The sequence below is a fragment of the Pseudomonas sp. KH_017 genome, assembly GCF_057840285.1.
The window spans coordinates 3,210,020-3,221,822 of record NZ_CM174509.1 but is presented as its reverse complement, the minus strand read 5'-3'; the positions used below and the strand labels follow the sequence as shown (position 1 = coordinate 3,221,822).

Genomic DNA, 11,803 nt, shown 5'->3' with positions numbered 1-11,803 from the left:
GAGAACCTCGGTAGATGCCAATATTCCATCGGCAGCTACCGTGTTATGACCCAACGGAGCGCAAAAGTTGTGACCGCATATCGGGGGAGTGTCAAAAAACCGAACCAACTGATTGGCGGCTGTGAAGTATTTCAAAAAATAACGTTTTGTTGACGCTTGCCGCCGCGCGGCGGTCCGCATTACAAGCGATCAATCACTGAACACGCAGTACGGATGCTATTGACTCTCCGGCTTCAAGACGTTCCAGCAGACCGGGTTCTGCACCATCACTGGCCAGTGCCTGGTCGATGACTGCGGCGAGTGCCTGACTGTCAAGAATCAGCAAGCCGTTATCGTCTCCCAGCACCAGATCACCCGGGCTCACCTGAACCCCGCCGCACTGGATCGGGACATTCAAGCGGCTCTCGGCGTTGCCGTGCAGTTTGGTGGTCAGCAGGCTGGTGCCACGGGCGAAAACGGGCAGTCCGGCTTCACGCAGTTCAAGGATATCGGTCACCAGGCCATCGACCACGATTGCCCTGGCGCCTCGCGCTTGAGCCGCACAGGCGGTGACCGTGCCAACACAAGCGTGACGTCGATCACCGTTCATGTCGATCACCAGCACGTCGCCATCTTGCAGGCTTGCCAAGGCGCGGTTGACAGCAATGGCATCGGCGTCGATCACGCTCAGCGTCACGGCGCGACCTACCACTTTGACGGCGCTCAGCATGGAGCGAATTTCGGCATTGACAAAGCCGTCTTCGAGCAAATGCCCGAGGGTGGCGAAGCTGACCTGATGGAGTTTTTCAAGCAGTTGAGTCGGGGCGTTCATGGCTTACCTCTGCTTTGCTGAATCAATGAGTTCAGCCACGCAATCGATCTCCAGTGCCACCCCCCAGAGTGCCACGCAGACCGTGGTGCGTGCCGGCGGTGCATGGCCGAGCACTTCGGTATAGACCCGGTTGAAGGGTTCCAGTTGAGCTGGATCGGTGAGATAGCCGTTAACCTTGATTACGTGATCGAAGTCCGAGCCCGCTGCGATCAGGATGGCCTCCAGGTTGCGCAAGGTCTGGCGCACTTGCTCTTCGAAGCCTTCGGGTTGCTGGTCCAGTCCGCCTACGGCGGGTATTTGGCCGGCAGTGAACACCAGATGGCCGCTGACCACTGCCTGGGAGTAAGGACCGACCGGGCCAATTGTGCCGGGTGCTGCCTGGATACGTTTCATGAGAGAGCCTCGCTGAGAATAGAGGCCCGCCGACCCGACATGGGCGGCGGGCCGGTGAATCAGAACAATGCCAGGGTGTAGCTGACGAACACGCGGTTCTGGTCCTGATTGGCGTCGGCCTCGGAGTGCAGGACGCCATAGCGCCAACCGAAACCCAGGCCTGTGAACGTACCGTCCTGGATCACGTAATCCAGGGCCAGGTCACGTTCCCATTCCTGCTGATCGCTGCCTGAAGTGGTCTTGATCTGGCTGCCTTTGAGATAAACCAGCGACGCGCGAAGGCCAGGTACGCCCGAGGCGACGAAGTCATAGGCGTATTGGCCGAACCAGGTGCGTTCGCCGGCCCGGTTGAAGCTGGTGAGCATGCGGTCGGTGAACAGATACAGGCTTGCGCCACCGGCACCTTTGTCCACCAGGGAACCCTGGTTGAGCTGGACGAAGTTGCTGCCATCGGAAACGCTCTGGTAACCGCCGGTCAACCCATGGCCACCAAGGCTGTAGGTGAAGAGGGCGCTCCAGGTGCGGTTGTCGATTTCACCGGCACCGTTTCGGCTATAGCCACCGACCCGGAAACCGTCAGCGCGCCCGCTGGCCGAGCTGTTGGCGCCGTCGGAAGATGTATCGAAGTAGCGCAGATCAGTCTTCAACGACTGGCCTTCGCCCAGTGCGAGCACATGCTGCAGTCCGAAAAAGTGCTGGGTGTAGTAGTCCTCGAGATTGGCCAGGTAATACTGGGCGGTCAGATCTTTAGTGACTTTGTAGTCGGCACCGGCGAAGAGAAACTGGTTGCTCTCCTGACTCCCACCGCTGACCGCCAACCCGGTGCTATCACTGGAGCCACGCCCGGTAGCGTGCTCCAGACGGCCGGCGGTCAAGGTCAGCTTGTCGAGATCGCTGCTGGTAATCTGGCCGCCTTCAAAGGTCTGTGGCAACAGGCGACCGTCGTTCGCGACCAAGATCGGCAGCTTGGGCGTCAGCGTGCCGTAACGCATTTCGGTCTTGTTCAAACGGGCTTTTGCGGTCACGCCCAGACGGCTCCATTCATCGGCAGCGCCATTACCTTCAGTCGGGATCATCGAGCTGCCGCGATGGCGGCCCTGGCCGCTGTCCAGTGTCAGGCCCACCAGCCCCAGCGCATCGACGCCAAACCCCAGGGTGCCGGCGGTAAAACCGGAGGTGTAATTGAGCATGAGCCCCTGCGCCCACTCCTCGGTCTTGCTCTGGCCGGCGCTGCCGGGCCGGTCGCGGTAGTCGTTGTTGAAGTAGAAGTTACGCAGGCCCATTGTGGCCTTGCTGTCGCTAATGAAATCGGCTGAAGCGACCTGGCTCAGGGTTAAAAGGCAAGCGCCGGCGCTCACACCAAAAAGGTGCAGGGTTTTTTCCATGGTGTACGAATCCAGAGGGTGCGTGAATGGCAGCAGGATCAAGTGCAGGTGGATTTATTCTTGTTGTGGGTCACTTGGTGCTATTCAGCCCGCCCAGCGCTCAAGTCGCGCTTGAAGGTTTCGGTCAGCAGTAACAGGGCAATCAGGGAGATGACCGCAGAGCCAATCAGGTACCAGGCCACTGACGAGCCTTTGCCGGTCATCGCCAGCAGGGCCGTGGTCACGATAGGCGTGGCCGCGCTGCCCAGCAGCCCGGAGAGCATGTAAGCCACCGATAGGCCGGAGTAACGCACACGGGTGCCGAACAGCTCGGCGAGGAAGGTTGCGATGGGCCCGTAGTTGGCGGCGAACGCGGTCATCAACAAGCCATAGCCGAGAAACACCAGCGGCAGCTCGCGAGTATCCATCAGCCAGAACATCGGGAAGGCGACCAGCGCTTCACCGACGATACCGGCGATGATCACCGGCTTGCGGCCGAAGCGGTCAGACAGTGCGCCGAAAGCTGGCAAGAGCACGATGCACAGCGCACAGGAGGCCAGTACCACGCTGAGCATGATGGTGCGGCTGAAGCCCAGGGTCTGGGTCCCATAGGTCAGGCCGAAGGCAACGATGATGTTGAAAGATGCACCGGTCGACATGGTTGCCACGCCGCCGAGCAGGACTTGCTTCCAGTATTTGCTGAAGACTTCGGCCAGCGGCAGCTTGATTTGCGGCTCGCTGGTTTGAGCCTTGTGGAACGCAGGTGTCTCGGTGATGTTGAGGCGGATGTACAGGCCCACGGCAATCAGCAGCGCGCTGGCCAGGAACGGGATGCGCCAGCCCCAGGCGAGCATGTCTTCAGCCGGCAGCAGCCAGGCGATCGCCAGGAAGGCCAGGTTGGCAATCATGGTACCGGCCGGCACGCCGATCTGTACCCATGAGCCATATAAACCACGCTGGTTGGCGGGGGCATGCTCGACGGCCATCAACACCGCACCACCCCATTCACCGCCCAGGGCCAGGCCTTGAATGATCCGCAGGGTTAAAAGCAGGATCGGTGCCCAGATGCCAATGGCGGCGTAATCCGGTAACAGACCGATGGCAAAGGTTGCCGCGCCCATGGTCAATAGCGAAATCAGCAGCATCGATTTGCGCCCAAGCTTGTCGCCGTAGTGGCCGAACAAGGCAGCCCCGACGATGCGTGCACCATAAGCCGAAGCAAAGGTGCCGAACGCCAGGAGGGTGCCGATCAAGGCATCGAACGCCGGGAAGAAAATCTTGTTGAACACCAGGGCGGAAGCCGTGGCGAAAACAAACAGGTCGTACCATTCCACCGTGGTGCCGATGACGCTGGCGACGGCGACTTTTTTCATGTTGACGCTGGGTTCGACCGTCGGGGTAGCGGTCTGGATGCACGCGGAGCTGTTCATGCCTTTTTTCTCCAAGTTGAGCGTCGGGCTCAGTGGATTGATTTATTGGATGGCAGTGTGGGTAACGGTGATGCTGTGGCCGGAGATCGGTTTTATTGTTTTTTCAGGCGCAAGCGGGCCCTGCCTCCGAGGTCGTATGGATGACGCGACCTCAGAGGTTCGGTGTTGCTTGCATAATCAGTCGCTCAGGTGCTGAGCTCGCCGCAGCACCGCATTGAGCAGCACGTCACAGCCCATACGAACATCGTCCGGCAGGGCGTCTTCGGCTTCGTTGTGGCTCAGGCCACCGACACAGGGAATGAAGACCATCGTGGTGGGGCAATGCCCGGCGAGGTGAATGGCGTCATGCCCGGCACCGCTGACGATGTCCTGATGGGGGTAACCCAGCGCCTGGACCGCCGAACGTACAGCGGTCACGCAATCGGCATCGAAGGGTGTCGCCGGGCTGAGCCAGTGACGACTGATCGCCAGGCTCAAACCGCGCTTGTCGGCAACGATTTGCAAGCACTCGCATACGGCGTGCTCCATTGCGGAAATCTGTTGGTCTTCGTGGTGGCGCAGATCGACAGTAAAGTTGATCCGGCCGGGGATGGTGTTGCGCGATGACTTGGCGATCTCCAACTGGCCCACCGTGACCAGCCCCTTGGGTGCGAAGTCTCTGGCGATGGATTCCAGCACGCTGGCCATTTCCGCGACACCGAACAGGGCATCCTTGCGCAACGGCATCGGTGTGGTGCCGGCGTGGGCACTGACACCGCCAACCTGCACATCCAGCCAGCAGATCGCTTGGCCACCGGTGACTACACCCACCGGCAGGCCGTTGTCTTCCAGGATTGGGCCCTGTTCGATATGGGCTTCGAGGTAAGAATCGAAGGCTCGCTGCAGGGGAAGGTCTCCACCATGGCCAATATCAGCCAAGGCTTCAGCGACGCTGATGCCCCGGGCATCACGGGCATCCAATGCGGTTTGCAACGGCAGAATGCCAGTGAACACCGCCGAACCAAACATGGCCGGGGTAAAGCGCGCGCCTTCCTCGTTGGTCCACACGGCGATTTCGATGGGCTGGCGGGTTTCGATGCCTTGATCATTCAGGCAACGCACCACCTCCAGTCCGCTCAGCACGCCGTAGATACCATCGAAGCGGCCACCTTTTGGCTGGGTGTCCAGGTGGCTGCCCATGACAATCGGCGGCAGGCTATTGTCCTGGCCTTCGCGGCGGGCAAAAAGGTTGCCGATGGCATCGAACGCGATACTCAGGCCGGCCTCACGGCACCAGCCCATGAACAACTCGCGACCGGCCAGGTCTTCCCTGGAAAGGGCCAGGCGACAGTTGCCACCGCGCTCGGTGGCGCCAACTTTGGCCATGTCCATCAGGCTGTCCCACAGGCGCTCACCGTTGACCTTGGATACTTTCATCACTCACCTCTTGTCGCGTGTCTTAATAGCCCAGGGACGTATCGACCGGGTTGTTCAGGGGTTCACCACGGGCCAGCCGCCGCGTGTTTTCGGCAATCTGGCTGGCGATGCAGTCGTGGGACGCCGCCGATGCCATGTGCGGGGTAACGATCACCCCGGGCATGCGCCACAGGCGATCATCGACCGGCAGGGGTTCATGCTCGAAGACGTCGAGTACCGCACCGCGCAGCTGACCACTGCTCAATGCCTGTTGCAGATCGTCGATGCATACGTGCTGGCCGCGACCGCAGTTGACGACCACCGCACCAGACGCCAGAGCCTGGAAGGTTTCAGTGCAGAGAATGCCTCGGGTAGCCGGGGTCAACGGCAGCAGGTTGATCAAAAGATCGAGGCCTTCGAGAAAGCCGTTGAACGCCTGATCACCGCTGTGGCAGACCACGTTGGGTATGTTTTTGACACTGCGCGCCCAGCCGCGGACGCTGTAGCCGGCGCTGGCAAGGTCTTCGGCAATGGCTGCGCCCAGCGAACCCAGGCCCATCACACCAACCTTGAAATCCTTTGCCTGAATCTGTATCGGGCGCTGCCAGAGCAGGTCAGGCTGCTGCTGCAAGACCTGATCGAAACGCCGGTGATAGTGAATCACCGCCCAGCGTACGTACTCGGTCATGCCTTGGCGGTGCGCGGGATCGACCACTCGGCACACGTGCAAGTTCGGGCAGCTGGGATCGGTGTGCAAGTGATCGACGCCCGCGGCGACCGAATGCACCAGTTGCAGATTGGGCAGCGCGCCCAAACTGTTGGCCGGCGGGAACCAGCATGCCGCGACCTGTGCTTCACTGGCGACCGGGTCATCGGCCAGTACCACCCGTATGTCCGGCGCCTGTCGGGCAAAGGCCGCCTGGAGCTGGCTGAGCAGGATACTGTCGCGCGACAGCAGTACGACGGTGTTCATGAGCAATAGGACTCGCGCTGGTCTTCAATCAAGGTCAAGGCGGCATTCCAGCTCAGCCCCATGATTTCCTCGGCTTCGTCGCGGCCGAACTGTTCTGCAGTGTGTTGGCAGACTTCTTTGCTGGGGTAGACCAGCTGGCTGCCACCGGCCAGTGCCGCGACCTGCGCCTGGCAGGCGCGCTCCAGGAAGTGAATTTCGTGGAAGGCTTCAGCTGCGTTTCCACCGGCCGCCAGCAGGCCATGGTTACGCAGGATCATGGCCTTGTGTGGTCCCAGGTCGGCGACCAGTCGTTCACGCTCGGCCAGCGACAGCGCAATGCCTTCATAGGTGTGATAAGCCAATTTGCCGTAGAACTTCAGCGCATGCTGGCTGATCGGTAACAGGCCTTGCTCCTGGGCGGCCACGGCCATCCCGGCTGCGGTATGGGTATGCACCACACAGTTGAGATCCGGGCGGGCCATGTGGATCGCCGAATGAATCACGAAGCCTGCTGCATTGACACGAGTGCGCTCGTTTGCACCTCCCACCACCTGACCAAACTGGTCTATGCGCACCAGGTCGCTGGCTTTCATGCGATCGAAGATCACGCCGTAGCGGTTGATCAGGAAGTGGTGTTCAGGGCCTGGAATGCGCAGGGTGATGTGGGTGTCGATCAGGTCGGTCATGCGAAAGTACGCGACCAGTCGATACAGTGCGGCCAGCTCGCAACGGACCTTCCACTCGGCGGGGGCAATGTTGTCGGGTGTGTACATGTAAGTTCCTTTCTTTAATTTTTATTCCGACAGGGATCAATCGGATCACGGTAACGCTCTGTCCCTCTGGCGCCTTCGTGCTTTATCTCGTAGCCTCTATAATTAAGCAATTTGCTAATTCTTAAGTGCTGATTAAGCCACGCTAATAATGGACATCAAGATGAGCAGCAAAAACTCGAATGAAGAGCTAATGCAGGCTAGATGGGGAGGGCGGCGTTTCCTCAACGATCGTCTGGATTGGAATTTATTGCGCACGTACCTGGCGATTGGTCAGGAAGGGAGCATCAGCCGTGCTGCGGCGCGGCTGTTCATTACCCAATCGGCCGTTAGCCAATCGCTCAAGCGGTTGGAAGAGCAGTTGGAGTGCGCCTTGATTTCGCGTAAGGGGCCACGCTTCGATCTCACTGAGGCGGGAGAGGAAATACTGCGAATTGCCGAAGAGATGTACGGCAACGTGTCGCGCATCGGCTCGGCCATCGAAGGCCCCCAGGATGATGTGGTGGGGAAGGTTCGCCTGCTCTCGATCAGCCGGGTGCAATCGACGGTCTATGATGATTTTCTCGCGAATTTTCATCTCAATCATCCGCGTGTGGAGTTGGAAATTGAGGTTCTGCGCAGCTCTGACATTCTCAGTTCGCTGATGCAGAAGACCGCCACCGTTGGTGTCGGTTTATGCCGCATCGCTCAACCCAAGCTTGAGCAGCGTTGTCTGATACGTCAGCGATATGCGTTCTTTTGCGGAAAACGCCATCGCTTTTTTGGAGTTCGCGGCCTGGATCTGGCTGAGTTGCAAGGGGAAAACTTTGTCAGCTTCACGAGCGACCAGATTGGCGGCAATCTTTCGCCGCTTACCGTGTTTCGTGACCAGCAGGGATTCACCGGCAAGATCGTCGCTTCGTCATCAAACTTTGAAGAAATACGCCGGTTGGTGATCGCAGGGTTTGGTATTGGCTGTTTGCCAGAACACTTACTCGATGTTGACCTCTACAACGGCATGCTCTGGCGGCTACCGCCCAGGGACGGTGTTTCCGATGTGGACATTCACTTGTTGTGGAACCGCGAGCAAAAAATGACCCATGCAGAAACTGTATTTCTTGAAAGCTTCCAGCATGCCATCGCAGTTGCAGAACAATCCGTTGATCAGAAGGCCGGCCAGGAAGACTGACTTTTGATTGGCATCATCGGTGATTGGGGTCTGTCCAATCCCGATAGGTTGCTTTAGCCATCGCGACACACGCCGGTGATCAGTCACCTCGCAACGCACCCGATCTAAACTCAAAACAAATTGCCGATGCGACCATTCTTGTGGCTTGACAGCTGCTCGCAAAGTCATATAGCTTGAAATCGTATACTTTCTACCGAGTGGAGAAGCTGATGACACGTCTAAGAGTTTTTTTCGCATCTACCGCAGCAGCCCTGGGGCTTTCATTGGCAGTTTCTGCACCGGTACAGGCCGATACCTTGTCGAAAATTCGAGAGCGTGGAGTGCTTGTCTGTGGTGTGCACCCTGGACTGGTCGGCTTTGGTGCGCCCAACAGTGCGGGTGATTGGCAGGGGTTTGATGCGGATTTCTGCAAAGCCTTCGCGGCGGCGATTTTCGAGAAGCCGAAAGTCAAGTTTGTCCCGCTTTCCGATCAGGCACGTTTCACGGCGCTGCAGAATGGCGAAGTGGATGTCCTCTCTCGGAACAGCACCTGGACCCTGACGCGCGATACCACGATGGGGCTGCAATTTCCGGTGGTCGATTTCTTCGACGGCCAAGGCTTTCTGATCAACAAGAAACTGGGCGTCACCAAGGCGGCAGAACTCGATGGCGCTACGGTCTGCATTCAGCAGGGCACCACCAGCGAGTATGTGGTTCGCAATTTCTTCGACAAACTGAAGATCACATTCAAACCTGTGGTGATCGAAAGCGGGACTGAATTCTTCTCGGCCTTTTTCGCAAGCCGCTGCGATGTAATCACCAGCGATGTGTCGCAGTTGGCGGTTATCCGGCTCAACTCAGGCAACCCTGAAAACTACGCCATCCTTCCTGATGTGATCTCGAAGTCGCCAATGGGTCCAGTCGTGCGGGGCGATGACAAGCACTTTGCAGACATCGTCAAGTGGACCGTCTTCGCAACCTTTACTGCAGAAGAACTCGGTATCACCAAAGAAAACGTTAAACAAATGCTCACCAGTAACAACGAAGACGTCCGGCGCCTTCTGGGTGTAACGCCAGGTGTGGGGGCAGGGTTGGGCCTCAAGGATGACTGGGTGATCAATGTCATCTCCGCGGTAGGCAACTACAAAGAAATCTTCGAGCGCAACGTGGGTGCCAATACTCCCTTGCAGATGAAGCGTGGCCAGAATTCCCTGTGGTCGGACGGTGGCCTGCTGTACGCCCCGCTTTTCTGATCCGCGATGTGAATGGCTCAAACGCCGCGTAGATGGCGAATCAGAAATGAGAGGTGAAGGTCATGTCGGCAAGAGATGGCGCTGTTAAACACCAACACCGGGCAGCCACGGTGTTGGTCCAGCTTGTAGTACTCACGGCTGTCGTGATTGCGGTTTGGTATTTCGGGCACGTGATCAACGAGCGCCTTACACAGAAAGGGATCAATACCGGGTTCGGCTTTCTGTGGGCTCGCGCCGGCTTCGACCTCAGCGAAAGCATGATTGCTTTCAGCGGTGACAAGTCATATGCGTACGCCCTGCTCGCGGGGTTTTCGAACACGCTCAAAGTGGCGTTTTGCGCCATTGTGTTCTCCGTGCTGCTCGGGGTATTGGCGGCGCTGGCTCAGTTGTCCAAATTCGGCCTGGCCAGACGAATTGCCAAAGTGTATGTCTCGACGATCCGCAATACTCCGCTACTGCTGCAGTTGTTCTTCTGGTTCGCTGTTTTTACTTACGGTCTACCGGTAGTCCGGGAGGCTCTGGAGCCGGTACCGGGTGTGTTCATCAGTAATCGCGGGATCAATTTCCCGTGGCCGTCCCCCTTCGCATTGGCAGCAATCGTCGCGATCTTTTGCACCGTCGTGGCGTTTATCCTCAGAAGCGTGCGCACCGGTGGCAGCGCACTGAAAAATCCGGGAGCCTTGCTGATGCTCCTGAGTCTGATTGCCTTCGTGTCCACGGCTTATGCCCTGTGGTCCGGGCAAATGACATTTGAATGGCCCACGGCAAGCAAGTTTTCAATCGGCGGCGGCGGGCACTTTTCACCCGAGTTCATGAGTATGTTCATCGGGCTCTCTGTGTACACGGGCACTTATATAGCCGAAGCGATCCGTGGGGCCGTGCAGTCCATTGCCCAGGGACAGATTGCTGCAGGTTATGCGTTGGGCCTGACGCACTTTGGCGTTCTGCGTTACATCGTGATGCCACAAGCCTTCCGGATCGCGATGCCGGCGGTGGTCAGTGAACTCCTGAACCTGATGAAAAACAGTTCGCTCGGTGTTGCCGTGGGATACCCGGAACTGGTCTCGGCGGGAAACACCGCCATGAATCAAACGGGGCAGGCCATCGAATTGATCAGCATTTTCATGCTGGTTTACGTCACGGTAAACATTATTACGACGCGGGTAATCGGTCTTTGGGAGAAACATTATGTCTGGTGATCTGAATAATGGTGCCCAAGTGTCGATTGCCGCACCCTTGACGCTAATCCAGCGCCTCAAAGGCCTGGGCTCGGGTATGCCAAGCCGGATTGTGCTCGGCGCACTGTTTCTCTGGGGCGTCGTTCTGGTTGGCCCAGGTATCGTCAAATGGTTATTGCTTGATGCAACCTTTAGCGGCGATGCCGCGCAATGCCACCAGAACGGAGGCGCTTGCTGGGCGTTCATCGGCACCAAGCTCAATCTCATCCTGTTCGGGGCCTATCCTCCTGAGTCGCTTTGGCGTCCGATCACCTTCGTTGCATTGATCGCGGCGGTTGCGCTCTGGTGTTTGTTCCGGGTCCGCCATCACACAGTGGCCATTGTGCTGTGGGTACTGGCCGCGTTGATTGGTTATCTATTGATGAGTGGCGGACTGTTCGGTCTTGAACCAGTGGATCGTGCGCGTTGGGGTGGACTGCCGATCACCCTGCTGATCAGCATTGCCGGCCTTGTGTGTGCGTTCCCTCTGGGTGTGCTGCTGGCGCTGGGGTGTCGGTCGCAGATGCCGCTTGTCTCTGTTCCGTGCCGGCTTTATGTGGACCTCATTCGCAGTGTTCCGGCGATCACTATTGTCTTCATGACCTTTGCGATCATTCCGTTGATCCTTCCGGACGAGCTTATTTTCGACAAGCTTTTTCGGGCAGGTATCGGTCTCTCGCTATTTACCGCCGCTTACTTTTCCGAGGCCTTGCGCGGTGCCCTGCAAGCACTTTCAGTCGGTCAGCGCCAAGCGTCGGCAAGCCTGGGGTTCGGCTATTGGGGCAGTCATGCCTACGTTATCTTGCCGCAAGTCATCGCCCATTCGCTGCAACCGATTGCCAACATCGCCATCGCGTTCGTCAAGAACAGTTCATTGTTGATGATCATCGGTCTTTTCGATTTGCTTGGATCGGCAAGATCAAGCCTTTATGACGAAAACTGGCAAGGGTTCTATAAAGAGCTCTATCTGTTTGTCGGCGTCATCTACTTCGTTATCTGCATGTATATCCAACACTACGTCGCGTCGATTGAACGTGAACGTAGGGCCCGCCTGTATCAATAATGGATGCC

At 58.1% G+C, this 11,803-nt stretch carries 11 protein-coding genes; 4 read left to right on the top strand and 7 right to left on the bottom strand.

Annotation, left to right across the window (positions count from 1 at the left end; translation table 11 throughout):
- Positions 1–193: 193 nt before the first annotated feature.
- The 7 genes from AC3IT6_RS14680 to AC3IT6_RS14650 form a co-directional block, all read right to left on the bottom strand.
- Positions 194–811, bottom strand: coding sequence for an RraA family protein (locus AC3IT6_RS14680; RefSeq protein ID WP_489350654.1), 618 nt, complete (start codon positions 809–811; stop codon positions 194–196).
- 3 nt (positions 812–814) lie between these two features.
- Complete coding sequence (locus tag AC3IT6_RS14675) at positions 815–1,204, bottom strand: RidA family protein (protein WP_150758548.1); 390 nt, start codon at positions 1,202–1,204, stop codon at positions 815–817.
- Positions 1,205–1,263: 59 nt separating this feature from the next.
- Positions 1,264–2,589 carry an OprD family porin gene (locus tag AC3IT6_RS14670; RefSeq protein WP_489350651.1) on the bottom strand — a complete coding sequence of 442 codons (1,326 nt, stop codon included), beginning with the start codon at positions 2,587–2,589 and terminating at the stop codon, positions 1,264–1,266.
- A gap of 80 nt (positions 2,590–2,669) precedes the next feature.
- Positions 2,670–3,998 carry an MFS transporter gene (locus tag AC3IT6_RS14665; protein WP_150755287.1) on the bottom strand — a complete coding sequence of 443 codons (1,329 nt, stop codon included), beginning with the start codon at positions 3,996–3,998 and terminating at the stop codon, positions 2,670–2,672.
- 177 nt (positions 3,999–4,175) lie between these two features.
- The gene (locus AC3IT6_RS14660; RefSeq protein ID WP_489350648.1) at positions 4,176–5,414 is read right to left on the bottom strand and encodes a Zn-dependent hydrolase; all 1,239 of its coding nucleotides are present in this window, start codon (positions 5,412–5,414) and stop codon (positions 4,176–4,178) included.
- A 22-nt stretch (positions 5,415–5,436) separates the two neighbouring features.
- Positions 5,437–6,366, bottom strand: a complete 930-nt coding sequence (locus AC3IT6_RS14655) for a 2-hydroxyacid dehydrogenase (RefSeq protein WP_489350646.1) — start codon at positions 6,364–6,366, stop codon at positions 5,437–5,439.
- Positions 6,363–7,118: a class II aldolase/adducin family protein gene (locus tag AC3IT6_RS14650; protein WP_489350644.1), complete on the bottom strand. Its 756-nt coding sequence runs from the start codon at positions 7,116–7,118 to the stop codon at positions 6,363–6,365. The genes AC3IT6_RS14655 and AC3IT6_RS14650 overlap by 4 nt, the downstream gene beginning before the upstream one ends.
- Positions 7,119–7,278: 160 nt before the next feature.
- Here AC3IT6_RS14650 and AC3IT6_RS14645 point away from each other — a divergent pair, with 160 nt between their 5' ends.
- The 4 genes from AC3IT6_RS14645 (at position 7,279) to AC3IT6_RS14630 (ending at position 11,795) form a co-directional block, all read left to right on the top strand.
- A complete protein-coding gene (locus AC3IT6_RS14645; protein ID WP_489350642.1) occupies positions 7,279–8,283 on the top strand; it encodes a LysR family transcriptional regulator in 1,005 nt (334 codons plus the stop codon).
- Positions 8,284–8,492: 209 nt separating this feature from the next.
- A complete protein-coding gene (locus AC3IT6_RS14640) occupies positions 8,493–9,515 on the top strand; it encodes an amino acid ABC transporter substrate-binding protein (protein WP_489350639.1) in 1,023 nt (340 codons plus the stop codon).
- A 62-nt stretch (positions 9,516–9,577) separates the two neighbouring features.
- The gene (locus tag AC3IT6_RS14635) at positions 9,578–10,714 is read left to right on the top strand and encodes an amino acid ABC transporter permease (RefSeq protein WP_489350637.1); all 1,137 of its coding nucleotides are present in this window, start codon (positions 9,578–9,580) and stop codon (positions 10,712–10,714) included.
- Complete coding sequence (locus AC3IT6_RS14630; protein WP_489350635.1) at positions 10,704–11,795, top strand: amino acid ABC transporter permease; 1,092 nt, start codon at positions 10,704–10,706, stop codon at positions 11,793–11,795. Before AC3IT6_RS14635 ends, AC3IT6_RS14630 begins: the two co-directional genes overlap by 11 nt.
- Positions 11,796–11,803 lie beyond the last annotated feature (8 nt).